Origin of the sequence: Phormidesmis priestleyi ULC007 (genome assembly GCF_001895925.1) — a bacterium.
Lineage (GTDB): Bacteria > Cyanobacteriota > Cyanobacteriia > Leptolyngbyales > Leptolyngbyaceae > Phormidesmis_A > Phormidesmis_A priestleyi_A.
Genome location: NZ_MPPI01000040.1, coordinates 1 through 25,742, shown reverse-complemented (window position 1 = coordinate 25,742; position 25,742 = coordinate 1). Strand labels below are relative to the sequence as shown.

The 25,742-nt window shown below is 49.4% G+C and carries 20 protein-coding genes; 6 read left to right on the top strand and 14 right to left on the bottom strand.

The features are described 5' to 3' along the window. The first annotated feature begins 94 nt into the window (after nucleotides 1-94). On the top strand, nucleotides 95-1,234 hold the full coding sequence (locus BRW63_RS22205; RefSeq protein ID WP_073074581.1) for a trypsin-like peptidase domain-containing protein: 1,140 nt from the start codon (nucleotides 95-97) through the stop codon (nucleotides 1,232-1,234). A gap of 38 nt (nucleotides 1,235-1,272) precedes the next feature. After that, entirely contained in the window at nucleotides 1,273-2,004 is a 732-nt protein-coding gene (locus BRW63_RS22200) for a lipoate--protein ligase family protein (protein WP_223257473.1), read from the top strand. Nucleotides 2,005-2,026: 22 nt separating this feature from the next. On the opposite strand, the gene BRW63_RS22195 is transcribed toward BRW63_RS22200, so the two are convergent. Next, nucleotides 2,027-2,413, bottom strand: a complete 387-nt coding sequence (locus tag BRW63_RS22195) for a type II toxin-antitoxin system death-on-curing family toxin (protein ID WP_223257472.1) — start codon at nucleotides 2,411-2,413, stop codon at nucleotides 2,027-2,029. After that, nucleotides 2,406-2,603 carry a hypothetical protein gene (locus tag BRW63_RS22190; RefSeq protein ID WP_073074579.1) on the bottom strand — a complete coding sequence of 66 codons (198 nt, stop codon included), beginning with the start codon at nucleotides 2,601-2,603 and terminating at the stop codon, nucleotides 2,406-2,408. Before BRW63_RS22190 ends, BRW63_RS22195 begins: the two co-directional genes overlap by 8 nt. Before the next feature lie 180 nt (nucleotides 2,604-2,783). Here BRW63_RS22190 and BRW63_RS22185 point away from each other — a divergent pair, with 180 nt between their 5' ends. Next, the gene (locus BRW63_RS22185; RefSeq protein WP_073074578.1) at nucleotides 2,784-4,769 is read left to right on the top strand and encodes an amylo-alpha-1,6-glucosidase; all 1,986 of its coding nucleotides are present in this window, start codon (nucleotides 2,784-2,786) and stop codon (nucleotides 4,767-4,769) included. Between the two features lie 136 nt (nucleotides 4,770-4,905). Here BRW63_RS22185 and BRW63_RS22180 read toward each other — a convergent pair whose 3' ends face one another. Next, nucleotides 4,906-5,166 carry a hypothetical protein gene (locus BRW63_RS22180; protein ID WP_073074577.1) on the bottom strand — a complete coding sequence of 87 codons (261 nt, stop codon included), beginning with the start codon at nucleotides 5,164-5,166 and terminating at the stop codon, nucleotides 4,906-4,908. A gap of 40 nt (nucleotides 5,167-5,206) precedes the next feature. Between BRW63_RS22180 and BRW63_RS29125 the strand changes: the two genes are divergently transcribed. Then, entirely contained in the window at nucleotides 5,207-5,536 is a 330-nt protein-coding gene (locus tag BRW63_RS29125) for a hypothetical protein (protein WP_223257471.1), read from the top strand. Nucleotides 5,537-5,727: 191 nt separating this feature from the next. Here BRW63_RS29125 and BRW63_RS22170 read toward each other — a convergent pair whose 3' ends face one another. The 9 genes from BRW63_RS22170 to rpsT all read right to left on the bottom strand — a co-directional run bounded on the left by BRW63_RS22170 (nucleotide 5,728) and on the right by rpsT (nucleotide 21,210). Beyond that, nucleotides 5,728-6,615 carry a glycine betaine ABC transporter substrate-binding protein gene (locus tag BRW63_RS22170; protein WP_073074576.1) on the bottom strand — a complete coding sequence of 296 codons (888 nt, stop codon included), beginning with the start codon at nucleotides 6,613-6,615 and terminating at the stop codon, nucleotides 5,728-5,730. Beyond that, on the bottom strand, nucleotides 6,612-7,238 hold the full coding sequence (locus BRW63_RS22165; RefSeq protein ID WP_073074575.1) for an ABC transporter permease: 627 nt from the start codon (nucleotides 7,236-7,238) through the stop codon (nucleotides 6,612-6,614). Before BRW63_RS22165 ends, BRW63_RS22170 begins: the two co-directional genes overlap by 4 nt. Continuing rightward, nucleotides 7,226-7,966: an ATP-binding cassette domain-containing protein gene (locus tag BRW63_RS22160; protein ID WP_073074594.1), complete on the bottom strand. Its 741-nt coding sequence runs from the start codon at nucleotides 7,964-7,966 to the stop codon at nucleotides 7,226-7,228. The genes BRW63_RS22165 and BRW63_RS22160 overlap by 13 nt, the downstream gene beginning before the upstream one ends. Nucleotides 7,967-8,217: 251 nt before the next feature. Next, nucleotides 8,218-9,993: an alpha/beta hydrolase gene (locus tag BRW63_RS22155; protein WP_073074574.1), complete on the bottom strand. Its 1,776-nt coding sequence runs from the start codon at nucleotides 9,991-9,993 to the stop codon at nucleotides 8,218-8,220. Between the two features lie 261 nt (nucleotides 9,994-10,254). Then, nucleotides 10,255-14,289 carry a DNA-directed RNA polymerase subunit beta' gene (locus BRW63_RS22150; protein WP_073074573.1) on the bottom strand — a complete coding sequence of 1,345 codons (4,035 nt, stop codon included), beginning with the start codon at nucleotides 14,287-14,289 and terminating at the stop codon, nucleotides 10,255-10,257. A gap of 122 nt (nucleotides 14,290-14,411) precedes the next feature. Next, complete coding sequence (locus BRW63_RS22145; RefSeq protein WP_073074572.1) at nucleotides 14,412-16,286, bottom strand: DNA-directed RNA polymerase subunit gamma; 1,875 nt, start codon at nucleotides 16,284-16,286, stop codon at nucleotides 14,412-14,414. Between the two features lie 106 nt (nucleotides 16,287-16,392). Then, nucleotides 16,393-19,716 carry a DNA-directed RNA polymerase subunit beta gene (rpoB, locus tag BRW63_RS22140; protein ID WP_073074571.1) on the bottom strand — a complete coding sequence of 1,108 codons (3,324 nt, stop codon included), beginning with the start codon at nucleotides 19,714-19,716 and terminating at the stop codon, nucleotides 16,393-16,395. 361 nt (nucleotides 19,717-20,077) lie between these two features. Continuing rightward, the gene (locus tag BRW63_RS22135) at nucleotides 20,078-20,866 is read right to left on the bottom strand and encodes a TatD family hydrolase (protein WP_073074570.1); all 789 of its coding nucleotides are present in this window, start codon (nucleotides 20,864-20,866) and stop codon (nucleotides 20,078-20,080) included. A gap of 47 nt (nucleotides 20,867-20,913) precedes the next feature. Further along, nucleotides 20,914-21,210, bottom strand: coding sequence for a 30S ribosomal protein S20 (gene rpsT, locus BRW63_RS22130; RefSeq protein WP_073074569.1), 297 nt, complete (start codon nucleotides 21,208-21,210; stop codon nucleotides 20,914-20,916). A 212-nt stretch (nucleotides 21,211-21,422) separates the two neighbouring features. On the opposite strand from rpsT, the gene hisD reads away from it, so the two are divergent. Together hisD and BRW63_RS22120 are read left to right on the top strand one after the other, a co-directional pair. Next, complete coding sequence (hisD, locus tag BRW63_RS22125; protein ID WP_073074568.1) at nucleotides 21,423-22,736, top strand: histidinol dehydrogenase; 1,314 nt, start codon at nucleotides 21,423-21,425, stop codon at nucleotides 22,734-22,736. Next, nucleotides 22,733-23,593: a shikimate dehydrogenase gene (locus tag BRW63_RS22120; RefSeq protein ID WP_073074567.1), complete on the top strand. Its 861-nt coding sequence runs from the start codon at nucleotides 22,733-22,735 to the stop codon at nucleotides 23,591-23,593. The genes hisD and BRW63_RS22120 overlap by 4 nt, the downstream gene beginning before the upstream one ends. Before the next feature lie 255 nt (nucleotides 23,594-23,848). On the opposite strand, the gene hemB is transcribed toward BRW63_RS22120, so the two are convergent. Further along, entirely contained in the window at nucleotides 23,849-24,832 is a 984-nt protein-coding gene (hemB, locus tag BRW63_RS22115) for a porphobilinogen synthase (RefSeq protein ID WP_073074566.1), read from the bottom strand. Between the two features lie 222 nt (nucleotides 24,833-25,054). Beyond that, nucleotides 25,055-25,426: a hypothetical protein gene (locus tag BRW63_RS22110; protein ID WP_073074565.1), complete on the bottom strand. Its 372-nt coding sequence runs from the start codon at nucleotides 25,424-25,426 to the stop codon at nucleotides 25,055-25,057. Nucleotides 25,427-25,742 lie beyond the last annotated feature (316 nt).

Genomic DNA, 25,742 nt, shown 5'->3' with positions numbered 1-25,742 from the left:
CCCTGATCCCAACGGTAAAATTCAGCCGTAAGATTGAGGAAATTCTCTGTACGATCGCTAAGCTGATAACAGCCTCGGTACAGGAATTAACTTTATGCCTCAGTTGCGATTTAACTTTCTAGAAAAACTAGCGATCGGGTTTGTCACCTGGTTGGCGATCGTCAGCATCGGTTTCGTCATTGATGGATCGCGGACTGCTTGGGCAGCAGGTCAAACCAACGCTGACTCTAACTTTGTTACCGCAGCCGTCGAAAAAGCAGCGGGAGCAGTGGTTCAAGTCAACGTGTCTCGCACACTGGGCGGCGATATTCCTGGGGCACTCAGACCTTTTTTAGGCAGACCGGGGGCATCGTCGCAATCGGTTTTGCGCGGCATTGGCTCTGGGTTTGTGATTAGCTCAACCAATACGACTGGACAAATTATCACAAACGCCCACGTCGTTGATAGCGCCGATCTGGTTACGGTGTCTTTTCAAGACGGACGCATTTTAGCAGGCAAAGTGTTAGGCAAAGACCCAGTAACCGATGTTGCCGTGATTGAAGTGCAAGCCGATCGTTTGCCTACTGTCACAGTGGGCAACTCAGACAAGGTTCGTCAAGGGCAGTGGGCGATCGCGATCGGCAATCCACTAGGGCTGCAAGAAACGGTGACGGTGGGCGTGATTAGCGGCACAGAGCGATCGAGCGCTGACATTGGGGTGCCTGATAAGCGGGTAGGATTCATTCAAACCGATGCTGCTATCAATCCGGGTAATTCTGGCGGACCTTTACTAAACGCTGAGGGAGACGTAATTGGGGTGAATACTGCGATTATTCGTGGCACTCAAGGGCTAGGATTTGCGATTCCGATTAACACGGCTCAGGCGGTTGCTCAACAGCTCATTGCAACTGGGGAAGTGCAGCATCCCTATATTGGTGTGCAAATGGTAGCGCTGACTCCGCAGGTGAAGCAATATATCAATCAAGCGCCCAACAGTCAGATGCGCGTCGAGGAAGAAAACGGCATTTTAGTGGTGCGGGTCAACAAGGGCACCCCAGCGGCTAAAGCGGGGCTACGGGCAGGAGACGTGATTGCAGAAGTCAATCAGCAGCCAGTCGAAAAAGTCAGCACGATTCAGCGATTGGTGGATCAAGTTGGGGTCACAGGTGAGTTAGAGGTGACGGTGAAACGCAGCGATCGCACGATCGCGTTGAAGATTGAGCCAGAGCAACTTCCTACCGCTGAAATGCCCTAGCGAGTGCCATCATCTAAACCTCCAAGATATAGGCTTCCGTGAAAACTTGGCGACTTATTCCGCTCATTCAGGCATCGGGTCAGATGCAAATGGCGATCGACCAGTGGCTTTTGAAACAACACGCTTCAGGCGATCATCCGCCTACTTTGCGGTTTTATACCTGGTCGCCTGTTGCCATCTCGCTGGGCTATCATCAGCATCGATATCCAGACGAGTGGAAGCAGTTGAGTTGGCACGGTAAACCGATTGAATTGGTGCGCCGACCGAGTGGAGGACGCGCCGTTTTGCATCAGGGAGATTTGACTTACGCGGTGATCACATCCGGTTTGTCAGGCAATCGAATGCAGGACTATCAAGCGATCTGTGAATTTTTAATTGAGGGATGGCGATCGCTCAATGTCGATCTGCATTACGGACAAGCGGGACGTAATTATATTCAAAACCCCAACTGCTTTGGGACGGCAACAGTTGCAGATTTAGTCATGTCAGACGGGGCAAAGCTGATCGGCAGCGCTCAATTGCGGCAGGGAAATGCCATTTTGCAACATGGATCGATGCGATTAGAACCGGATGAGGAACTGTTCGATCGGGTTTTTGATAACGAATCTGCTAACCTGCCAAACTTACCTCTGTCAATGCAAGGAGAAGCGTTAATTCAAACCGTGATCGAGACATTAGTTCAATCAGCCAGTGATTGTTTTGATATTCACTTAGAATCTCAACCACTGACGGAAACAGAATGGCACGCAATTCAGGCTACGAATGTTTGAAAATGCTAGAGCGATCGTCAACTTAATTCTTTTGGACACAGCGTTCTAGAAATGTAGATATTTCATCTTTAGTCATATTTCCTTGAGCAACCTCAATCACGAGTTGATATTCCTCTTCATCAGATAGTGTCAACTCATAATCGTTTAACTCTAGAAAAGCCTCCATCGCGGCACAGGCTGTACGTTTATTACCATCAATAAAGGGATGGTTTCTAGAAATATGATAGAGGTAAGCTGATGCCTGCTCATAAATAGTTGAATGCAAAAACTCTCCACCAAACGTTGCTTGGGGTTGGGCTAAGGCTGAGTCAAGTAGCCCTTCATCTCTCACGCCTGTGGCTCCGCCAAATGCTGCAACCATATCTTGGTGTAGTGCTAAGACTACAAATGTAGAGAGAAATTTAGGCATCAGCAAGGCGCTTAAAAACTTCGCTTCTTTTCTGCTTGACAGACAGGTAAGCTAAAAAAGCTTCTACATCTTCAGAGGTGAACTCAGGATGCAGTTTTCTCACTTGTTCTTTAACAGTGTGTTCATCGAATTTAGTCGAATCATCAATGCCTAGCTGCTTTAGAGCTTCTTGAGATAAGAGGATAGACATAGCGAACATCCCAGAATTGCTTTTCTTTAGTGTAGGCGATCGCGAATCGTAAAGACTGAAGGCTAAAACTTAAAACAATTGAGATAAGCGATCGCATGGGTCGTAATAATTGCTGCGATCGCTTGCTCTTTCACCTCATAATCAGGGTAAATAGAGACGCTACCGAAAGGCTTTTTTGTGATGAGTATCGATTTTGGACGAGAGATCTGCGGCAATCTTGCGGCTGCGGAAACACGAGAATGGCTCGTCACCAACGGCATTGGAGGATACGCATCGGGCACGATCGCGGGGCTGCTCACTCGTCGCTATCACGGCTTACTGGTTGCCGCGCTCAAGCCTCCCCAGCAGCGCACGCTACTCGTCACTAAGCTCGATGAAAGCGTCCGCTATGGCAAAGAATTCTACCCTCTCAGCACCAATCGCTGGAAAGGCGGCATCGTTTGTTCTAATGGCTATCGCAACATTGAGCGGTTTTTTTTAGAAGGCACCGTTCCCGTGTGGCGGTTTGCGTGTGGCGATGCCCTGCTCGAAAAGCGCATCTGGATGCAGCAAGGAGCTAACACTACCTATGTGCAATATCACTTGCACCGAGCTACCCAGCCGCTAACCCTGACCCTCAAGGCACTCGTCAATTATCGCGACCATCACAGCGAAACTCAGGGCGACCATTGGCAACTGGGCGTTGACTCGATCGGCAAAGACGTTTGCATTTCAGCCTACCCAGAAGCTACACCGTTTTATTTGCTGTGTCGGGGCGCAAAAGCCACCCCAATGCACGATTGGTATTATCGCTATGAGTTGGCTGTCGAGCGCGATCGGGGACTCAACGATCGAGATGATCATCTCCACGCTGCGACCTTTGAGGCGACGCTGCACCCCGGCGAGTCAGTGACGTTTATCGCCAGCACTGATGCAACGCCCAATCTTGATGGAGAGACAGCACTGCGTATTCAACACGCCTATGAACAAAGATTGCTCGATCGCTGGAAAATTGACCAGGGCAAACAAACCGATTCTGCACCTGTTTGGATTAAACAATTAGTCTTATCTGCCGATCAATTTATTGTGAACCGATCGCAGCCCAATAACCCCAATGGCAAAACGATCGTGGCGGGCTATCCCTGGTTTGGGGACTGGGGACGAGACACGATGATCAGCCTACCAGGATTGACCCTCGCAACGGGTCGCCCAGAGATTGCGCGATCGATCATTCAAACCTATGCTTTGCACATCAATCGGGGAATGCTGCCCAATCGCTTTCCCGATGCCGGAGAGAACCCGGAATACAACACGGTCGATGCAACGCTGTGGTACTTTATCGCGATTCAAGCTTATTACAATGCAACGGACGATCGTGACTTGCTGCACGATATTTTTCCCGTCTTGGCAGAAGTCATTGATTGGCACTGTCGCGGCACTCGCTATCACATTCACCTTGACCCGGCGGATGGGTTGCTCTATGCCGGAGAAACAGGGACACAACTCACCTGGATGGATGCCAAAGTCGGCGATTGGGTCGTGACTCCGCGCATCGGCAAGCCTGTTGAGATTAATGCTTTGTGGTATAACGCTCTGCGAATTATGGCAAAGTTTGCTCGTCAAATTGGCAAGCCGCACCGAGAATATGACGCAATGGCAGAGCGCGTGCTGGCGAGATTTCCGCGTTTTTGGAACGAGTCTAAAGGCTATTGTTATGATCTGCTAGACAGCCCCGATGGTGATGATTCGGCGCTGCGTCCTAATCAGATTTTTGCGGTGTCTCTGCCCGAAAGTCCGTTGACTGCGGCTCAACAAAAAAGCGTAGTTGATGCCTGTTCACGATCGCTGCTTACTTCTTATGGATTGCGATCGCTCTCACCCACTCATGAACATTATCAAGGACACTATGGCGGTTCTCAACTTCAGCGAGATGGAGCTTATCATCAAGGCACTGCCTGGGGTTGGCTGATGGGTGCTTTTGCGATCGCTCATTTGCGTGTTTACAACAACCCGACTAAAGCGCGTGAGTTTTTAGAGCCAATGGCAGCCCATTGTTCAAATCACGGAGTCGGTAGTTTGAGCGAGATTTTTGATGGCGATGCGCCCATGAATCCGCGAGGTTGCATTGCTCAAGCGTGGACGGTGGCAGAAGTGTTGCGGGCTTGGTTTACGATCGCCCATTCCTAATCTTTGACAGCAAATAGAAGAATTAGATCTTCCTCTTCTGATTGAGCAGCAGTAATTTCTGCTGCTCAATCAGAAGAGGAAAGCCTATTCTTTCGATCGTTCTTACCGTCAAAGATTTGAAAGGCTAACAATCTATTTAGTCTTCGTCGATTGGGTCATCGCGATCGTCATCGATCGTCCCACCCAAAATACTTTTAATTAGCTCATCAACGGTAACACCGCGCTTTTGAGCCATATATTCCAACATAGTTGCAACTTCAGTTTTCTGCTCTGCAACTCCAACACTAATCAAAGCAGCCGCTTGACTTGATCTGCTGCGGCTATAAAGCCAAGCGAGAATTGTTATCCAGTCGTCATCATGTTCGCCTAATGGTGGCAAGGTGATTCTTTTTGTCATAGATTAGGGCACATGATTTCGGACTTAAATCACTGCTTCTATGCAGATTAGTGATTTTTCCCACAAGCTGATCACTGATCTGCATAAGCGTGATAATATTCAAGCAAGCGAAAAGCCAGTGCGTCCCGTGGAAAGTTCAGCACTGGCTAAAGCTCCAAACTCAATGGAGACACTCATTATTATGCCCTATCGAGACCGCCTCAATAGGTGGTTAGTCGTGCGATTGCTTCCCAATATGCAGCGCATTGTCGTCGCGCGTTGTCGCAACCGCTCAGATGCTGATGGATATCTGCACGTTTTGCGCCGACTCATGCCCGACGAAACCTTTATTGTCATGTTTGATGGTGATGCCGATTCTTCATTAACGTGAGTTCGATAGAAGTGGTTCACTCCGATGATGAATTCGGGAAGCCCCCTAAATCCCCCAAAAATGGGGGACTTTGAACCGGAAATTTTGACTTGAAGTCCCTCAGAATGGGGGATTTAGGGGGCAGAAGACGCTGAGAACGAAGCGAAAAAACTCGTCGAACTCACATTTCATCAGAAGACAGATGAGAATGATCAAGATTTTGACTGCAAAAACTCTCGAACCACTTGTTTAACATCTTCTTTTTTGCCATCGACTCGATAGTTTAATTCCTGCATTTTCTTCTCAGAAATTGTGCCGCCCAACTGGTCAAGCACTTGCTTTAACTCAGGATGTTTGCGGAGTGTTTCTTGACGCACGATCGCCGCCGCTTCATAAGGGGGGAAATATTGACGATCGTCCTTTAGCACCACCAAATTTAACGTCGGAATCACGCCATCAGTTGTATTACCCGCCACGAAATCGACCTGCTTATCCGTAAGTGCCCGATAGAGCAACCCCAAATCCATCACTTTTGGAGACTCGGCAAATTTGAGATTGTAAGTTTTCGACAACCCCGGAAACCCGTCTTCTCGGTTGAGAAATTCAAACCCAAATCCAGCGCGCCATTGAGGGGTATATTTCGCCGCTTGTGAAAGAGTTTGCAGATTATATTTTTTGGCATCGTCACCCCGAATCACCATCGCAAACGAGTTGTTAAACCCAAACGGAGCCGTCCACTCTAGCTTGTAGCGAGCAGGATATTCTTGTTTGAGTTGCTCAAAAACTTTTTTGGCATCTGCGATCGCCGGAAACTTCAAAATCGTAGTGTAAGCCGTGCCTGTATATTCTGGATAGAGGTCGAGATCTCCAGAAATCATGCCCTGTTGACAGATCAGCGTCCCGCCAAGATTAAAGCGGCGATCGACCTTCAGACTTGTTTTGCCCTCAATTTGTTGGGCCAGAATTTCTCCTAAAATCACTTGTTCGGTGAAATTTTTAGTGCCGATTACAACGCGATCGCCTCCCGAACTACAGGCAGCAATTCCAGTCACCAGAGCAACCATCAATAGAAAAAACACAAAAAATCGTTTTAAGTTCATTTCTTTAAAGTGAGACGACGCTCAACTAAACCCAGGGCAAAATCGGCCGTTAACGCCATTATCGCAGCCGGAATTGCCCCCGCTAAAATCAACTGACTATCGACCACCGCAACACCACGAAAAATAAATTCTCCCAAACCGCCTGCGCCGATCGCCGCCGCGATCGTTGCCAGCCCCACCCCGATCACGGTGGCAAGTCTCACACCGCCTAAAATCACCCCCAACGCTAACGGAATTTCAACCTGCAATAAAAGCTGACGATCGGTCATTCCCAGGCCCATTCCCGCTTCTCGAATGGCCGGATCAACGCCCATAATTCCTAAATAAGTGTTGCGAATAATCGGCAAAAGCGAGTAGAGAATCAGCGCTACGATCGCCGTTCTCGCCCCAATGCCACCAATGAATGGCACCGGAATCAGAAACCCAAAAATCGCTAAACTCGGCATTGTTTGAATCGCATTAGCAAAGCCCAGCACAGGTCTACTTAACGCGGGTTTGCGAGTAATCAAAATACCTAACGGAATGCCAATGAGAACGGCGATTGCGATCGACGTAAACACCAAAAATAGATGCTGTCCACTGCGCTGTAAGATTTCTTCGCCATAGCGATTTAAGAATTCCATTCGCCTCTCACCCTCAAAAACGCTTGGGCTTCTGGATGGGTCGATTTCACAAACTCTTCGGGCGTTGCCATCACCACAAACTCACCCGCTTGCATTAAGCCAATTCGAGAACCGAGGGTAAAAGCCTCTTGAATATCGTGCGTGACAAACACGATCGTTTTGCCGAGACGCTGCTGCAATTGCCGAAATTCTTGCTGAAGCTCAACGCGAGTGATCGGATCGAGTGCCCCAAATGGCTCATCCATTAACAAGATTGGCGGATCGGCCGCCAGCGCTCTCGCGACTCCGACTCGCTGCCGTTGCCCCCCGGATAACTCGTGCGGATATCGTTGAGCAAAGCGATCGGGTTCTAACCCAACGAGTTCTAAGAGCGCTAACACGCGCTTTTTAATCTGTGACGGCTCCCACTTTTGCAGAGACGGCACGACCCCAATATTTCGCTCGATCGTAAAGTGAGGAAATAGCCCGACCTCCTGAATCACATAACCAATCCGCCGTCGTAGCTGAATCGGATTCCACTCGCAAGTCGAAATGCCTTCAACTCGCACCTCTCCTTGAGCCGGAGTCAGCAAGCGATTGATCAGCCGCAGCGTGGTCGTTTTGCCGCAGCCGCTTCGACCTAGTAAAACCAGCGTTTCGCCTGACTCAATTCTAAAGTTGAGATTGAGTACGAGAGAGCGCTGACCTAAATAATAAGCAACCTGTTGAAATTCAACTGCGATCGGCATAACATCCATCTACAACTTGCCTCGGCTGATTCAGACTTCAAACTTCTTGTTTAAACGTCAGTTCGACAGAAGTGGGTTGCTCCGGTTGTGAATTCGGGAGAGCTACCTAAATTCCCAAGTTTGGGGAACTTCAAGCCAAAATTTCCGGTTCAAAGTCCCCCAGAATGGGGATTTAGGGGGCAGAAGCCGCCGACAACGAAGCGAAAAACCTCGTCGAACTGACGTGGTTTAAAGATACGGTTTATTGAAAGTTAGTAGTCGTTGCGATCGCGCCTCTGTCCCAGAATATCAACGTGATAGCGTTCAGGTGCTAACAAAACTTGCATTCCTCTTTCTCCACACAAGTGCGAAAGGGTTTGCAGCAAAGCCATTTTTTCTTGCTGAAGTGCCGTTAGATTGGGATGCAAGGCTACAATTTTGGCAAGCGATCGTTCAAAGAAAGCATCTGTTTTTAGGGTTTCTAAAAAGCCCTCAAACCCAAGACAACTCAGTCCATAAATTAGCCGCTTGCTGAGTTCGGGTTGGGGACGATTTTGAGAGCTAAAAATATATCCGCCGTGAGTATCAATCTTCCCGCTAAAAAAGTCTAAGCTCAGAGAAACATAATCACTAAAGCTTAGAAATGATTTGCCTAAAGCGCGGCTCACGATCCCAACTTCTTTCTCTTGACCTGTTTTAGGATCATGATACTTTTCTTGATAATTGGTGCAGTCAAAATAGGTAAAAAGTTCAGCGATCGACTTCTGATTTTCCTCTAACCCGACTTGCAGTTGTCTCTCCGACAAAGGCTTTTGCTCACGAATAAATAAATAATCTAAAAAGCCTGCTCCTCTCGCATTCACTAATTGACCGTCTTCAGCTTGGTTGACGATACTCGATGAGGCTGATTGACGAGATTCTCTGCCACGTCCTAACCAGTTTCTAACCATCACATTGCCGAGTCGATAGCCGCCATCGCGGGTTTTCGCCGGAAAGCTAAAATAGTTAGCCGAGGTCGAAGCTAGCTTCAGCGCCATGTCTCCTTCATTGCAAAAGAGATAAGCTTCTTGGAAGCGACGCAGTGACGATCGCAGCGTGTTTGCTCGACCCGACACGATCGCTTCTGCCGGAATGTCGGGCGCAACTAAAACGAGTTTTCCTAAACAAAGTGCGTTGCCAATCTCAGAAGAAGGGCATTTGTTTCGATTGTTAACATCCAAGTTTCCGATCGACCCTGGATCGAAAACATCTGACAAAATTCGGACAGCATTGGTCACTACAAAAGCGCCCATACTGTGACCGATAAAAGACAGACGAATCCGGCGCTGCTCATGATGGGCAGTTTGAGTTTGACGATCGTCAGCTCCGACATTTTGCACTAGGGACTGATCTAACTGCCGAATGAATTCAACTAAATCAGATACCCCATAGTTAGCTGCCCGAAAAGTATCTCGAAAGTAACCAGTGAGTCTCAGAGCCACGATCGTTAAAATCGGCGAGATCGCAATTAAAGAGAGAATTAAAAGAACCACAAAAGCCAGTAGAATCTCTACGCCAAAAGTTAGAGACAGCGCTGCGAAAATGCCTGCGATCGTGCCGATCAAACCCACGATAACTCCAACAATTCCTAACTTTGAAATCAAACTCAACAGCCTGGGTAGTGCCTGCTGAGTAAACTTGATTTTATCTTTAAAATTTCCAGAATCACCTTCAGAAATTTTTTCTGAAGACCAGCGATAACCAACTACTAATAAACCTTTAGGCGCTTTTTGATAATGTTGAGAAATATATTCGCAAGCAGTCTTATACCACCATTCTGCCCCCGACTGACCCGTGTTGTAGCCATGAATCATGATTAGAATTTCTGCATCTTCCCCATGATTTTTTAAGTATTGAGTGATTTGTTGAATAAAGATTTCCGGGTCAGTCTGATTCTTAATTTGCGACTGATCTTCAACGTTGATAGGAGCCGTACTGATGACAAAATAGCCTGGAATTTGGCAGTTCTCCAGATCTAACTTTTGAATAATGAGTAGGGGACTGCTCATAAGTCGTTTGGCAATATAACTGCGATCGCATTATAACAATACCAATTTCAAAAACAATTGCGACCGATCGAACGATCTCGAGAGGGCACGACATTTCGTGCCCCTACTGTACGGACATGGCACTGCCGTGTCCTCTCGCGGATCTATCACATCCACAAATCAAATGGATATAACGTGTCGCATTCCGGTCAATCACAAAAAATCCTCCCTGTTGTTAAACGGGGAGGACATTAGAACTAATTTAAGGCGTTCTAGCAGAACTTAAACTTCGTCATCAACTTCAACGTCATCAACCTCAAGGTCGTCATCCTCTACGTCATCCTCTACGTCATCATCGACCCCATCATCAATCAGATCCTCCTCCTCCAAGATGGGAGAGAAAACATCGGGTTCGGCAGCAGGAGTTGTGCCACCGCCAAAGCTCTCGAAGCTAAAACTCGGACGCTCATCAAAGCTATCTAAGCCATAGCTGCGGGCACTGCGATCGTCAAGCACAACCTCGTTAAGATCGGCTTCGTCATCAAACACTGGCGAACCATCATAGGCGATGTCCATATCAGGCGTGCCAGTCTCTTCATAAGCATTAAAGCCCGTCCCCGCCGGGATCAAGCGACCGATGATCACGTTTTCTTTAAGACCGCGCAACCAGTCAGACTTGCCCTCGATCGCCGCTTCGGTCAACACACGAGTCGTTTCTTGGAAACTCGCCGCCGAGATGAAGCTGTCGGTGTTGAGTGAAGCCTTGGTGATGCCCAACAGCACTGGCGTATATTCCGCAGGGGCACCGCCAGTAATCGACATCGCCTCGTTGACTTGATCGATCTGATAGAGTTCGACCAATTCACCGGGCAGCATCGTAGTGTCTCCACCATCATCGACCCGCCCTTTAGAAGTCATCTGCCGCACGACGACTTCGATGTGCTTGTCAGAAATATCAACGCCTTGAGACTGATAGACTGACTGCACTTCATTCACCAAGAAGGTTTGCACCTCTCGCAAACTAATCATTGAAGCGTCGTGAATTCCCAGAGTTTCTTTGTTGGCCCGGAACAGCACTTCAAGCAACTCGTGAGGGTTAGCTGGGCCGTCAGTCAGTCGTTCTCCAGACAGCACTTCTTGACCATCAGAAATGATCAAGTTTTGACCCGGGCCGATCGGATACTCGGTGACCAGTCCTTCTTTATCGACGACCTTGACTTCTACCGAGTCGTCTTCGCCGTAGACCACTTGTGCGGTGCCCGGTCGTTCAACCAAAACACAGGCTTCTTTAGGTTTCCGGGCTTCCAGGAGTTCCTCAATTCTCGGTAGACCTTGAATAATGTCTCCTGTTTTAGTCCGCTCAAAAATCAGCAGCACTAGGTTGTCACCCCGTTGCACTAAGTCACCGTCATCGACGTGCAGCACCGCACCCGGCGACACTCGATAAGGGCGAGCAATTCGCATCGTCACCTGAGTGTCACCGACCTCAAGCACCTGACCCGACTCTACTAGCTTAAAGCCAGATGCCAGATCAGAACCCGCTACCATCAAGTCGCCTGGTTTGACTGTGGGTTTCTTGTTTTTCGTCTCAATCACAACCTTGTCGGCTTCTCGAACGACCAAGATGCGACGAATCGCCTCGGCTCCTTCACGAATCCCCTGAATTTCACCCGCTTCTTTACACTGAATTTCAGTTCGAGCGATGACTGCCCCCGGCGTGATTTGATCGCCATCGTTGACTAAAACGTGAGTGTGGGTGCTGCCTTGGGTGGTATCTGCCGCAATGTCGCGACGAATCACTAGCGATTCTAGGATCACCAGTTGTAGGCGCATTAACTCAGGATCGGTTTCATCGGGAATTAGCTCAATATCGGCGGCTAACTGAGGCGCGTCTTTATCGATTTCTAGCAGCAGTTGAGTTCGCAGCAAGTCTACTCCTTCTACTGACCGAACCCGCTCACCATCTTTATAAGGTAAGCGCTGAATGGCACGTAGACGAATAGCGCGCCCAGACTCTTCGCTCACAGATTCCTGGCTCGGAACAGAAGGCTCATTGGCAACCTTGAACTCCGTTACCGGACGCAGCAAGATCGCCGGGCCTTCAGGGGTTTCAACATACTCCGCGTAGCGCAATTCATCCACCGTCAATCCAGGCATCACCTGTTGACCGGGATTCACTAGCGTGGCTTCTTTCGTCACAACCGCATCCAGATTGTCGATCATGTGGAGGTCACCCGGCTTAACCACAATCTCTCGAAGAATGTCGTTCTTTTGAGTCACCTCAATTACGCCATTGCTTTGACAGAAGATGTCTTTAACCACCTCGGTGCCTGCCTCAACGTATTGACCATCTTCCACAAGCAGCAAGGAGATGTCTTTGTTGACTTCATGAGCTTCTTCAGGAATCCAGAGCAGAGTGCCGCCTTGAATGACTTCATAACCCTGCTTGGCTTTGCCTCGTTTGGCAATTTCGACCCCTGAATATTTAATGATGCCGCCCGTTTGAGTGCGATAGCGATCGTCCACCAACTCGGCGACGGTTTGACCATTGGTGACCTGACTTCCAGGAGTCGCCTTTAGCAAAAAGGTCTGATTGCTGTTAGTCTCCAGCATATATTGATCGCCGCCACGCCCCTGATGGGTTTCAATCCGCACACGGGCTTCATCGAGCATGACCGAAGCGGTGATGATTTCGATTTCGCGTCCACCTTTGCCTTCTGCCTGTTCAGGTAAACGCACCACCCCACCGTTTTCGGTGACTAGCTTCGTTTCTGCAATCACGCCATTGGCTTCAATGTAGTCGCCGTTTTTGACCACAGGTTCAGCACCCGGCAGTAGGTTATAGACTTCTCCTGAGAGAATCCAGATTAAACCGCCTCTTTGAGCAATCCGAGTCGTGTTGCCCTGCCGATCTTTCTTCTCTTCAGGCACTAGGTCTTCAAACTTGACCTCACCTGCTAGGTCAGAGGCGACATCTTTTGCGGCTTTTTCAGTCGTTTTGCGACCCCGACCCGTCAGCGGGACTTCTGCCATGATCTGTCCGGCTTTCACCGACTGCTTATCCCGCACTAGCAGCGTAGAACCCTGCAAGACAGAAAAGGCTTGCTTCTGGCCGTCTTTGCTCTCTAAAAGCACCTTAGTGTCAGCGCCAGTTGATTCGACAATCAGCGCGTCTTCCCCGTGCCGAGTTCGCAATGGACGAGTTCGCATCAGTTTTGGCAGACGGACTGTGCCATCGAAGTTGGCTTTTTCCTGACGCGCCATTTCACCCGTAAACACCCCACCCGTGTGAAACGTTCGCATGGTGAGTTGGGTGCCCGGTTCGCCGATCGACTGCGCCGCGATAATTCCGACCGCTTCACCGATGTCTACCAGGTGCGCGTGTGCCAAGCTCCAGCCATAGCATTGTTGACAGACCGATCGGGCCGCTTCACAAGTGAGGGGCGATCGGGCGATCACTTGCTCAACTTTGGCTCGACCGATTCGCTGGGTGTCTGCATTATTGATGGACTGGTTGCGGGCAATGATCACTTCACCCGTTTCAGGATCAATGACATCGGCGGCGGCAACTCGACCCAAGAGCCGATCTTTGAGGGGAATCAGCACCCGATCGCCATCCACCATGGGCAGGACTACGATCCCTTTCTCGGTGCCGCAGTCAAGTTCTCGCACGATCACGTCTTGAGACACATCTACGAGACGACGGGTGAGATAGCCAGAGTCGGCCGTTCGGAGGGCAGTGTCTACGAGTCCTTTCCGGGCACCATAGGAGGAGATGATGTATTCGGTGACAGTCAACCCTTCTCGAAAGTTGGTTTTAATCGGTAAGTCGATGATTTCCCCCTGGGGGTTTGACATCAGACCGCGCATTCCCACTAGCTGCCGCACCTGAGAGATGTTTCCTCTGGCTCCAGAGAACGCCATCATATAGACAGAGTTTAGCGGGTCGTTAGCGCGGAAGTGCTTCACCACTTCGTCTTTGAGTTCTTCACTGGTGCCGTTCCAGGTGTCAATCACCTTTTGGAATCGCTCCACCTCGGTGATTTCTCCGCGAGTGTAGCGCTCTTCAGTCTCTCGAATCGTTTCTTCCGCCGCTTCTAGCAACTGACGCTTGGTGGGTGGAATCTGCAAATCATCCACACTGATTGAGACACCCGCCTTGGTTGCATAGCGAAAGCCCAAATCTTTGATCATGTCTGCTACTTGAGCAGTACGGGCGGTGCCATAGTTTGTAAACGCCCAAGCAATGAGGTTCGTCAACTGCTTTTTGTTGACCACCTGATTGCGAAAAAGTTGCTTCTCTGAATTCTGTGCCATCGTGTGCCCCACCTGTGCTGATTTTGGATTTTAGAGTTTGGATTTTGGATTTGAATGGGCAATCCAAAATCCAACATCTCAAATTGCCCTCGCTTACCATTTCGGATTTTGAGTTTTAAATCCTAGATCGCTAAAGCTTCTTGAATGGTCTTGTTGTAGATGATGCGACCCGGAGTTGTCTTAATGTATTGAGAGATCAGGGTGCCATCCTTGTCTTCCCGTGTCCGACGATAGTTGTAGACCTTGGTGACAATGCCATCAGGCGATTCATTTTCTTCAACTAGCTCTTCTTCGATGTCGGGCATATCTACGTCACCGTCAAAGCGCACCCAGATATAGGCATGAAGTTCAACTTGCTTCTGCTCGTAAGCGTTGATTGCATCTTCCAAGTTGGTATAGTAGCCACCCGCACCTTCTTGAGCCGCCGGGTTGTCCGCCGTCAAGTAGTAGCAGCCCAAAACCATATCTTGGCTAGGCGTGATGATCGGACGACCCGTTGCCGGAGACAAGATGTTGTTAGATGCCAGCATCAGCAATCGCGCTTCTGCCTGAGCTTCGATCGAGAGCGGAACGTGAACGGCCATTTGGTCGCCATCAAAGTCAGCGTTAAACGCAGGACAAACCAGCGGATGCAGTTGAATGGCTCGACCTTCGACCAAAATTGGCTCAAAGGCTTGAATGCCTAAACGGTGCAGCGTCGGTGCCCGATTCAGGAATACGGGGTGCCCTTCAATCACCTCTTCCAAAACGTCCCAAACGGTGGGATCGTTGCGCTGGATCAGCTTTTTCGCTGCTTTGATGTTGTTGACCAATCCCTGACGAATCAGACGGTGAATCACAAAGGGTTGAAATAGCTCGATCGCCATTTCTCTCGGCAACCCGCACTGATGAATCTTGAGCTTGGGCCCGACCACAATCACAGAACGACCTGAGTAATCGACCCGCTTACCCAAAAGGTTTTGCCGGAAACGACCCTGTTTTCCTTCGATGATGTCAGACAGAGACTTGAGCGGACGATTATTTGCGCCGACCACAGTCCGACCCCGACGACCGTTGTCAATCAAGGCATCGACCGCTTCTTGGAGCATCCGCTTCTCGTTGCGGACGATGATTTCAGGAGCCAAAATTTCCTGAAGGCGAGCCAGACGGTTATTGCGGTTAATGACGCGACGATAGAGATCATTCAAGTCAGAAGTCGCGAACCGCCCCCCGTCCAACTGCACCATCGGGCGCAGATCAGGCGGGATGACTGGAATCACGTCTAACACCATCCAATCAGGGCTAGAACCTGTGGCGATGAAGTTGTCCATCACCCGCAGGCGCTTGATCAGCTTGGCTCGCTTTTGCCCCTTAGAAGTCGCGATATCTTCCCGCAATTGCTCGGCTTCGGTGTCGAGTTGAATATCTTGCAGCAGCCGCTGTAGGGCCTCTGCACCGATACCAACCTCAATGCCCGACAGCTTTGAGTCTTCGCTATAGAGTTCGTCTTCGATTTCGATCCACTGATCTTCGGTGAGCAGTTGCTTGTAGGTTAGCTGCTCTGCATTGCCCGCGTTCAGCACCACGTAAGCGTTGAAGTAGACAATTTGCTCAACATCCCGTAGAGGCATATCTAGCAGAATTGCCATATAGCTCGGAATGCCCTTAAGATACCAAACGTGAGCCACCGGAGCGGCAAGCTTGATATAGCCCATACGGTGACGACGGACGCGAGATTCCGTCACTTCTACGCCGCAGCGCTCACAGACAATGCCGCGATGCCGCACCCGCTTATATTTACCGCAGTGGCATTCCCAATCTTTAGCAGGTCCAAAAATTCGCTCACAGAACAAGCCATCCATTTCAGGCTTGAGCGTGCGGTAGTTAATGGTTTCTGGCTTGGTAACTTCACCCACAACCTGCCCGTTGGGTAAAGTTCTTTCTCCCCACTGACGGATACGATCGGGAGATGCCAGACCAATTTTAACGTAGTCAAATCGCTGTTCTAGCTTTGGCATCGCGTAGTTTTTCCTCTATTCAATTGATGCTAGAAAAATGTATCGAGAAAGGATGATTCAGGTGCCGAATTCAGGAAATCCTGCCACTCGGCACCTAGCACCCTCTTTAGTCTTCTTCTTCGTCCATCGCTTCTCTAGAAATGGATTCATAAGTCGGTCTAGAAGGCGCGCGACGACTGTTTACATCTGCCATCAAGTCAACTTCCATATCCTTACTGCTGCCGTCTTCCTTGGTTTCGACCTTGTGAACTGCAACATCAAGACAGAGTGACTGAAGCTCACGCATCAACACCTTGAACGATTCAGGTGTGCCAGGGCGAGGAATCGCTTTGCCTTTGACGATCGCGTTCAACGCTTCGTTTCGCCCCTGCATATCGTCTGACTTCACCGTCAACAACTCTTGCAGCGTATAGGCAGCACCAAATGCTTCCAGTGCCCACACTTCCATCTCTCCAAATCGCTGACCACCCTGTTGAGCCTTTCCACCCAGAGGCTGCTGCGTCACCAGAGAGTAGGGACCCGTCGAACGAGCGTGAATCTTGTCGTCAACCAGGTGAACCAGCTTCAGCATATAGGCTTTGCCCACCGTGATCGGACGATCGAAGGCTTCGCCAGTCCGCCCGTCATAAACCTGAATTTTGCCAGGGTTATCGGGGTTAAACAGCCAATAGCCATCTTGTCCACCCGTTGATTTAATCCGCTTGTCTTGTGCTTCGCTGATCTTGGCGTGAACGGTTTCTCTAGACTTCTCTTCGCCGTGCATTTCGTCGAATGGCACAACTTTGAAGCGAACGTTCAGATTTTCAGCCGCCCAGCCTAGCAGACACTCATAGACTTGACCCACGTTCATCCGGCTTGGTACACCGAGGGGATTAAGCACGATGTCAACGGGTTTGCCATCGGGTAAATAGGGCATATCTTCGATCGGCAAAATCCGAGAAATAATCCCTTTATTGCCGTGACGACCTGCCATCTTGTCGCCAACTTGAATCTTACGCTTCTGTGCCACATAAACACGGACGACCATGTTAGCGCCAGGAGGCAACTCGTCACCTTGCTCACGAGTAAACACCCGTACGTCAACAATCCGACCTTTTTCGCCGTTGGGCACTCGCAGGGAGTTGTCCCGCACGTCTCTGGCTTTCTCACCGAAGATGGCTCGGAGGAGTTTTTCTTCAGGCGGTTGGTCAGATTCCCCTTTTGGAGTCACTTTGCCGACCAAAATATCGCCTGACTCGACCCAAGCTCCGATGCGAATAATGCCTGTCTCATCTAATTGACGCAGCGCATCTTCACCGACGTTGGGAATTTCACGCGTGATTTCTTCTGGACCTAATTTGGTTTGACGGGCCTCAATCTCAAATTTCTCAACGTGAATTGAGGTGTAAACGTCTTCTTGAACTAGGCGTTCGCTAATCAGAATTGCGTCCTCATAGTTGTAGCCTTCCCAGGGCATATAAGCCACGAGAATGTTTTGACCAAGCGCCAGTTCACCTTTTTCAGTCGCAGATCCATCTGCCAGAATTTGACCCGCAATCACCTTATCGCCCACAAAGACGATCGGACGCTGATTTAAGCAAGTGTCCTGGTTCGATCGCTGATACTTCTGAAGGGCATAGCTGATATCTTTGCCGCCTTGAGAATCGCGAACTCGAATCCGATCGGCATCCACAAAGGTGACTTCGCCATCGGTACGGCTGACGACTACCATCCCAGAGTCACGGGCAGCTTGCGCTTCCAAGCCAGTTCCCACTAAGGGACGCTCAGGACGCAACAGGGGCACCGCTTGACGCTGCATGTTTGAACCCATCAGCGCTCGGTTTGCGTCGTCGTGTTCTAGAAAGGGAATCAGCGAAGTTGCCACCGAGATGATTTGCACCGGAGAAATTGCTACGTAATCTACCTCTTGAGGAGTCGCAACGGTGAAATCTTGCCGATAGCGAACCGCGACTTCTTCGCTAATGATGTAGCCGTTTTCATCCATCGTGATGTCACCTGCGGCAACCCGCAGATCATCTTCTTCGTCAGCAGTCATATAGATCGGAGGATGATCCTTCACGACTCGACCGTTTTCGACGGGATAGTAAGGAGTCTCAATAAATCCGTAAGCATTCACACGAGCATGAGTGGCTAACGAACCAATCAGACCCGCGTTTGGACCTTCAGGAGTCTCAATAGGGCAAATCCGCCCATAGTGAGACGGGTGAATGTCTCGGACTGCAAAGCCTGCCCGTTCTCGCGTCAGACCCCCTGGCCCTAATGCACTGATACGCCGCTTGTGAGTCAACTCTGCTAGAGGATTGGTCTGATCCATAAACTGCGATAGCTGAGAGGAGCCAAAGAACTCCTTAATCGCAGCAACCAACGGTTTCGGGTTGACCAACGAGGCAGGAGTCAGAGAATCAGCATCAGAGACCGTCATGCGTTCCCGAATGATTCGCTCTAAGCGGTTTAAACCGACTCGCACCTGGTTTTGCAGAAGTTCGCCCACCGATCGCACTCGGCGATTGCCTAAGTGGTCAATATCGTCAATGCTTCCGGTGTCAAACTCCAGGTTGATCAAATAGTCGATTGCAGACAAGATATCCTGCGGAGTCAACACCCGCGTTCCTTCGGGAACACTGAGGCGGAGCTTCTTGTTCAGCTTGTAGCGCCCCACTTTGCCCAAGTCGTAGCGTTTGGGATCAAAGAAACGAGACTCTAGAAGTTGAGCGCCACCCGAAACCGTTGGCGGTTCACCAGGACGAAGCTTACGGTAAAGCTCCATCAAAGCCTCTTCTTCGCCAAACTGACCTTCTTTCTCGATCGTCTTCTGAAAATATTCAGGGTGACGTAGTGCATCAAAAATCTCGCCATCACTCAACCCCAAAGCCTTTAGCAGAACTTGAGCAGAAAGCTTGCGAGTTTTGTCAATGCGAACCCAGACCAAATCATTCTTGTCGGTCTCAAACTTCAGCCATGCACCCCGGTTAGGAATCAAGCTGGCATTGTAGGTACGCCGTCCGTTTTTGTCAGTTTCTGACTTGTAGTAGACACCAGGGCTGCGAACGATCTGATTCACAATCACTCGTTCAGCGCCGTTGATGATAAAGGTGCCGCGATCAGTCATCAACGGCAAATCGCCAATGAAAACTTCCTGCTCTTTAATTTCACCCGTCTCTTTATTAATCAGACGGGTCGGCACATACATTTGTACGGCGTAGGTGCTATCGCGCCGCTTTGCCTCATCAACATCATATTTAGGGGGCTTCAGCTTGAAGTCTTTTCCTAAAAAGTGAAGCTCAAGCTTGCCTGTATAATCAGTAATAGGCGAAAAGCTGTCGAGTTCTTCGATCAAGCCTTCTTCAAGAAACCAGCGAAAGCTAGCCCGTTGAATTTCGACCAAATCCGGCAAAACAAAGGCGGGGGTGGTGTAGGTCTGCTCAGTCATGCGTCTCCTCAGAAGGGTCACGCCCAGCGCGAACCCTGAATTTTATACTATTTGCACAAATAAGTCAATGCAAAAAAGTTTGGAATCCCAAAAGGAATCCAAAAACCTGGATATTTAGTTGTGGGTTGTTGGTTGCTCGCTTCGTTTCCAATTCTTCCAACAATCGATGAGGTGATTTAATTGAGCGTCTGACAGATTCAAGCTTTACTGAGGAAAATAAAACCTGGTAGAAGCTCTCGTTCATGGGGCATGATTTGCACCTTCTAGTATTATGGCGCAGCAAATCGGTTTTGTGGGTTGACGAATCAACAAATTTGTGAGATCTAAACTCTGTCAATTAGCTTGGAGCAGAAAGGCAGGGTTAAGAAATCTTCAAACTAAAGAGTTGGCAAGCATTTTCAGTCGTTTGGGCGGCTAGTTGCTCAACGGGAGTTTCTCTTAGACGAGCCACTTGTTGAGCGACATATTGCACATAAGACGGCTCATTGCGCTTTTCACCTCGTTTAGGAACGGGAGCTAGAAACGGGCAATCTGTTTCGATCAGGAGACGATCGCTCGGCACCATTTTTGCAGATTCTTGAATCTGAAGCGCCTTTTTGAAGGTCACCGTGCCACTAAAACTGATATAAAAGCCCAAATCTAAGAACCACTGAGTTTCTTCGGGGGTGCCGCCCCAACAGTGCATCACGCCCTTCACGGAGCCATGCTGTTGATAGAAGTGACGCAACAACTCCGCCATTGGCTTTGCAGCCTCTCTACAGTGAATAATCACGGGTAGATCAAGCTGTCGAGCGATCGCGAGTTGCGCCTCAAATGCCTCAATCTGCTGCACTCGATTTTCTGCTTTAAAGAAATCTAACCCCATTTCCCCGATCGCTACCACCCGCGGGTCAGACTTTGCCAAGGCAATAATCTGCTGAGAAGAACTTTCCGTCCACTTTTCTTCGACATCCAGGGGATGTAGCCCTACTGCAAAGGAAAGCTCAGGAAACCGATCGGCAAGTGCCTGGATCTCAGCAAATTCGGCAGGTTCGACACAGGAGTGAACTAGATGAACTAGCCCCGCTTCTCGCCAACGAGCCGCGATCGCATCCAAGTCTGGCTTGAATGCATCAAAGTTGATGTGGACATGGGTGTCGATCAGTTGCATGAAATCCTTCAGGACAAACCTAAAATCATCAACCCAATGACAGATTTCTAGGATGCGAGAGCCGTTTGCTTCTTGACTTCTCTAGAAAGGCGAGACTTACGGCGGGCACCTGTGTTGGGATGCAGGACTCCCCGCTTCACCGCTTTGTCAATCTTGCTGAATGCCGAAGACATGGTGGTTTTCACAGCTTCCAAGGCTTCTGGAGACGGTTCAGCCGCGTAAGTATCTGCGGCTGCAATGCACTTTTTCATCAGCGTTCTGACGGCTGATTTGTATGCTTTGTTACGAAGACGGTTCCGTTCTGCAATTTCGACGCGTTTAATCGCGGATTTAATATTAGCCACAGTAAATCCCAGAAGAATAACTATTATTGGACACAAGAATCGCTAGACAAATAACTATAGCATTAACATCTCAACGATCGCATACACCTCTAAAAATCCGGGTTAAGCTAGAGTAACGATGATAGGGTTTGTCTAGCATTGGCAAGGTTGCTAGAAAGGTTCAAGCCCTTTTTTCTAGACGGGTTATCTCAAGTCTGACACTTCTACACTCCATGCTGCGAATCATCACTCAGTGGACTGAGGCTAAAACTGAACTGCGACGAATTTGCGATCGCACTCACGACGATCAAGTTGTTCATAAAGAAGCGACGGTTCGGGAGGTCTTGCAAGCGGTTAAGCGACTCGGAGATCGAGCGGTGTTAGATTACACCTTAGAGTTCGATCACCAAAAAATTAAGCCTGAAGAGCTGCGAGTCAGTGGCTCTGAGCTTGACGCGGCTTATCAGCAGGTTTCTAAAGAACTGCTGATGGCAATTCAGCAAGCCCGTCAGCAAATTGAGGCGTTTCATCGACAACGAGTGCCCAAAAGCTGGGTGCATTTTGGAGAAGACGAAATTGTCTTGGGCAAACGCTATACTCCCGTCGATCGCGCTGGGCTATATATTCCTGGCGGTTTAGCGTGTTATCCCAGCACGGTTTTGATGAATGCCGTTCCTGCAAAAGTTGCTCAAGTGCCTCGCATTGTCATGGTGACTCCACCTGGCAAAGATAAGGTGATTAATGCGGCGGTTTTGGTGGCAGCTCAAGAAGCTGGAGTAGACGAGATCTATCGGGTCGGTGGCGCACAAGCGATCGCGGCTCTGGCCTATGGAACCGAAACTATCCCCAAAGTGGATGTGATCACAGGCCCAGGCAATATCTATGTGACGTTGGCAAAGAAACTGGTTTATGGAACAGTTGGCATCGATTCACTTGCGGGCCCGTCTGAAGTTTTGATTATTGCGGATGAAACGGCAAATCCAGTTTATATCGCAGCAGATTTGCTGGCTCAAGCAGAACATGATTCGATGGCAGCCGCTATTTTGCTCACCACAGATTCTACTTTGGCGCGGAAAGTGGTGGATGAGGTTGAGCGACAACTGATGGATCACCCTCGCAGAACTTTGACCGAGAAAGCGATCGCGCATTACGGTTTAGTCGCGATCGTAGATTCTCTAGAATCCGCCGCCGAACTTTCAAACGACTTTGCGCCCGAACATTTAGAGCTTGAAGTAGACGATCCGTGGGCGTTGCTGCAAAATATTCGTCACGCAGGCGCGATCTTTTTAGGAAGCTCGACCCCGGAAGCAGTAGGCGATTATTTGGCAGGGCCCAACCACACGCTACCCACATCTGGATCGGCTCGATATGCGTCACCTCTGGGAGTTGAAACATTCTTGAAGCACTCTAGCCTGGTGCAATATTCGCCGATCGCATTGCAAAAGGCAGCGAACGCGATCGATATTTTGGCAAAGGCTGAAGGGTTGCCCTCTCACGCCAACTCCGTTCTGTTTCGAGTTCGTGACCAGTTGAACCCAGAGACATGACGCAAATCACGGGAGAAACGAGGCTGCTAGGCGTGATTGGACACCCGATCGCGCATTCTCTTTCGCCCCTGATGCACAATGCCGCCCTTGCGGAAATGGGTGCCGATTTTGTTTATCTGCCCTTTGCGATCGCGCCCGAAAATTTAGAACAGGCAATTAAAGGATTTGCGGCCATCGGCATCCAAGGCTTTAGCATCACGATTCCCCACAAGCAAACGATCATGCCGCTATTGAACGAGATTTCTGAAGTAGCGCAAGCGATCGGGGCGGTCAACACCGTCTGGCGAACGGATCAAGGCTGGAGCGGCACCAACACCGATGCAGAAGGATTTTTAGCACCTTTGCGATCAATGCAGCGAGATTGGAGTCAGTCAGTTGCCGTTATTTTAGGAAACGGTGGAGCCGCTAGAGCCGTCGTTGCGGGATGTGTGGAATTAGGCTGTGCTGAAATTCACATTGTCGGACGAGATGCTCAAAAGCTAGAAGCGTTTTCTCAAAGTTGGAATCGTTCATTTGGCTTGCAGGTTCACGCTTGGGAGACGTTGACTGAGTGGTTGCCTCGTGCAGATCTGTTGGTGAATGCAACGCCGATCGGCATGTCTCCTCACATTGAAAAATCTCCACTCACGCCAGCAGAAGTTGATCAATTAAAGGCCGGAGTCGTTGCTTACGATTTGATTTATACGCCTAATCCGACTCTGCTTTTGCAGCAGGTTAGCGATCGGGGAAGCGTTGCGATCGACGGTCTAGAAATGCTGATTCAACAAGGAGCCGCCGCTCTCAAAATCTGGACTCAGCAATCTGTCCCAGTTGAGACAATGCGCCAAGCTCTACGCCACCATTTGGGATTGAACTAGAATTCAGAATATTCTTTAACGTGAGTTCGACAGACATGGTTCGCTCCGATTATGAATTTGGGAAGCCCCCTAAATCCCCCAAAACTGGGGGACTTTGAACCGGAATTTTTGGCTTGAAGTCCCCCAATTCGGGGGATTTAGGGGGCTGAAGCGCTGAATAACGAAGCGAAAGAACTTCATCGAACTGACGTTAATTTAATTCATGATCCTTAGTAGTTGATAGGGGACTGTGGTTTATGAATTCGACGTAAAAGCCTACGCGCCCAACCAACGAGCCGCATCTTTAGCGTGATAGGTGAGAATCAAGTCAGCACCCGCCCGCTTAAAGCTGGTCAGCGTCTCCATTACGACGCGCTCTTCATCGATCCAGCCATTGAGAGCAGCAGCTTTCACCATTGCATATTCGCCCGACACGTTATAGGCGGCAACAGGCAGATTTGTAGCTTCCTTCACGCGATAAATTACATCCATGTAAGACAGCGCAGGCTTGACCATCAGCATATCTGCGCCTTCTGCAATGTCGAGTTCGATCTCTTTAAGGGCTTCACGAGCGTTGCCAGGGTCCATTTGGTAGGTGCGGCGATCGCCAAATTGAGGAGCCGATTCTGCCGCATCTCGAAAGGGTCCGTAATAAGCGGACGCATATTTTGCCGCATAGGACATAATCGGCGTGTCTTGAAATCCTGCCTCGTCTAACCCTTGCCGCACTGCTTGCACAAACCCATCCATCATGCCCGAAGGCGCAATGATATCGGCTCCGGCTTTTGCTTGAGAAACCGCCGTTTTTTTAAGCAGTTCTAGGGTCGGATCGTTGAGAACCCGTCCTGACAAATCACCGACTTCGAGATAGCCACAATGACCATGAGGCGTGTATTCACAGAGGCAAGTATCGGCAATCACAATTAGATCGGGAACCGCTTCTTTAACCGCCGTTGCCGCTTTTTGAATCATGCCGCAATCGTGCCATGCGCCCGTCGCATCGGTGTCTTTATCGGCGGGAATGCCAAACAAAATAATTGAAGGAATGCCGAGATCGTAGACTTCTTTTGCTTCTTCAACGATTTTGTCGATCGATAGCTGAAACACCCCCGGCATCGAGCGAACTTCTTTGGCGATCGCTTCACCCGGAACCGCAAACAACGGATAGATCAAATCACTGGTAGTCAACACATTCTCACGAACCATCCGACGTAGTTGAGGATGGGCACGCAGACGGCGAGGGCGGTGAGTTGGAAACATAGGACTGATAAAGCTGGCTAACGTTGGCGATATCTTAAAAGTCTAAAACTTTCAGGAGTGCGATCGCTCACTAGACTGATTACGAACTGTAAAGGGTGAGCAGGAATGAGATCGAGAATTCATCCTATTCAACCTAAAATGTTAGCCCTTCAGATGATTAAGGGACGATCGCTTAATTTCCGTCAGCCTTCAAAGAGGTAATTTCGCGATCGTTCCCTTCATCTAGAGTTGAATGATGATTTTGTTCTGCAACTCCTCCACTTGAATCAGTGAACCACTACCGATGACAATGTTGAACTTCGCTAACGATCGTTCAACTTGATATCCCGGCAACACTCGAACAATCTGATATTCCGTCGTCAAGTCGCTCGTGCCATCCCACTTCAGCAATGCCAGTTGATTAGACGCTATCTCACTTAACTGAGACACGAACTCTTCAATCGCACCGCTAATGTTTGGGATAACACCAGAGGACACAAAGATGTAACGCTCCTGCAAATCCAACGTTACACTGACTCGATACCGTCTTTCGGTTGAGCAACGCAACTCAACGGTGAACGAAATCGAGCTAGGCACGATCGTCCTAACTCCCATAGTTTTTGTCCTCTCGATTAATTCAAAGAGGACAAAAACATGGATGTCTCCGATATTCGGTAGAGGTAAAGAACGTATGCGGGATCTTGATTCCAGCCTTTCAAGATCCCATAGCAAAGCCGACGGTGTACAATCATGAACGCCTCCTGAGTTACTCACATTAACTAGGGATGGAAGTCCTCGGAGTCTGATTTGGACGATCAGGGCAAACGCATCTTATTCGGTCAGAATCTTGAGTAAGTAATTCTCATCCCAGCCTGCTCGCAGTCGCTTGTTCTTGATGCCTAACTTCAATGAGGTTTCCTGAGCCAGCAAG

What these genes read in the sequence shown, in the direction of transcription:
- BRW63_RS22205 (WP_073074581.1), top strand. Translation starts at nt 95, where the DNA reads ATGCCTCAGTTGCGATTTAACTTTCTAGAAAAACTAGCGATCGGGTTT.
- BRW63_RS22195 (WP_223257472.1), bottom strand. Translation starts at nt 2,413, where the DNA reads ATGCCTAAATTTCTCTCTACATTTGTAGTCTTAGCACTACACCAAGAT.
- BRW63_RS22190 (WP_073074579.1), bottom strand. Translation starts at nt 2,603, where the DNA reads ATGTCTATCCTCTTATCTCAAGAAGCTCTAAAGCAGCTAGGCATTGAT.
- BRW63_RS22185 (WP_073074578.1), top strand. Translation starts at nt 2,784, where the DNA reads ATGAGTATCGATTTTGGACGAGAGATCTGCGGCAATCTTGCGGCTGCG.
- BRW63_RS22180 (WP_073074577.1), bottom strand. Translation starts at nt 5,166, where the DNA reads ATGACAAAAAGAATCACCTTGCCACCATTAGGCGAACATGATGACGAC.
- BRW63_RS29125 (WP_223257471.1), top strand. Translation starts at nt 5,207, where the DNA reads ATGCAGATTAGTGATTTTTCCCACAAGCTGATCACTGATCTGCATAAG.
- BRW63_RS22170 (WP_073074576.1), bottom strand. Translation starts at nt 6,615, where the DNA reads ATGAACTTAAAACGATTTTTTGTGTTTTTTCTATTGATGGTTGCTCTG.
- BRW63_RS22165 (WP_073074575.1), bottom strand. Translation starts at nt 7,238, where the DNA reads ATGGAATTCTTAAATCGCTATGGCGAAGAAATCTTACAGCGCAGTGGA.
- BRW63_RS22160 (WP_073074594.1), bottom strand. Translation starts at nt 7,966, where the DNA reads ATGCCGATCGCAGTTGAATTTCAACAGGTTGCTTATTATTTAGGTCAG.
- BRW63_RS22155 (WP_073074574.1), bottom strand. Translation starts at nt 9,993, where the DNA reads ATGAGCAGTCCCCTACTCATTATTCAAAAGTTAGATCTGGAGAACTGC.
- BRW63_RS22150 (WP_073074573.1), bottom strand. Translation starts at nt 14,289, where the DNA reads ATGGCACAGAATTCAGAGAAGCAACTTTTTCGCAATCAGGTGGTCAAC.
- BRW63_RS22145 (WP_073074572.1), bottom strand. Translation starts at nt 16,286, where the DNA reads ATGCCAAAGCTAGAACAGCGATTTGACTACGTTAAAATTGGTCTGGCA.
- rpoB (WP_073074571.1), bottom strand. Translation starts at nt 19,716, where the DNA reads ATGACTGAGCAGACCTACACCACCCCCGCCTTTGTTTTGCCGGATTTG.
- BRW63_RS22135 (WP_073074570.1), bottom strand. Translation starts at nt 20,866, where the DNA reads ATGCAACTGATCGACACCCATGTCCACATCAACTTTGATGCATTCAAG.
- hisD (WP_073074568.1), top strand. Translation starts at nt 21,423, where the DNA reads ATGCTGCGAATCATCACTCAGTGGACTGAGGCTAAAACTGAACTGCGA.
- BRW63_RS22120 (WP_073074567.1), top strand. Translation starts at nt 22,733, where the DNA reads ATGACGCAAATCACGGGAGAAACGAGGCTGCTAGGCGTGATTGGACAC.
- hemB (WP_073074566.1), bottom strand. Translation starts at nt 24,832, where the DNA reads ATGTTTCCAACTCACCGCCCTCGCCGTCTGCGTGCCCATCCTCAACTA.
- BRW63_RS22110 (WP_073074565.1), bottom strand. Translation starts at nt 25,426, where the DNA reads ATGGGAGTTAGGACGATCGTGCCTAGCTCGATTTCGTTCACCGTTGAG.